The 435-nt window shown below is 60.5% G+C and carries 1 protein-coding gene; it reads right to left on the bottom strand.

Going from position 1 to position 435, the window contains the following annotated elements; translation table 11 throughout:
- Window positions 1-435: EF-Tu C-terminal domain-related protein (locus tag ON45_RS03350; RefSeq protein ID WP_040491956.1), on the bottom strand; the 435-nt coding region annotated here is incomplete at its 5' end.

The raw sequence follows: 435 nt of genomic DNA, 5'->3' as shown, positions 1-435 counted from the left end.
TCAGGCGATGATCTTGGTGACTCGGCCGGCGCCCACCGTGCGCCCACCCTCACGGATCGCGAAACGCAAACCCTCGTCCATCGCGATCGGCTTGCCCAACTCGACGGTCATCTCGACATTGTCACCAGGCATCACCATCTCGGTCCCACTCGGGAGCTCGATCGTGCCCGTCACATCCGTCGTCCGGAAGAAGAACTGCGGACGATAATTGTTGAAGAACGGCTTGTGACGCCCACCCTCATCCTTGGTCAGAATATAAACCTGACCCTCGAAATTCGTGTGCGGCGTGATGCTGCCCGGCTTGCACAACACCTGCCCCCGCTCCACATCGTCCTTGTCCGTCCCACGCAACAACGCACCGATGTTGTCACCCGCCTGGCCCTCATCGAGCAACTTGCGGAACATCTCGACCCCGGTGCACGTCGTCTTCTGCGT

Origin of the sequence: Ilumatobacter nonamiensis YM16-303, assembly GCF_000350145.1 — a bacterium.
In the GTDB taxonomy this organism is placed as follows: Bacteria; Actinomycetota; Acidimicrobiia; order Acidimicrobiales; family Ilumatobacteraceae; genus Ilumatobacter_A; species Ilumatobacter_A nonamiensis.
The sequence above is the reverse complement of the archived record's forward strand: the minus strand, read 5'-3'. Positions and strand labels throughout refer to the sequence as shown.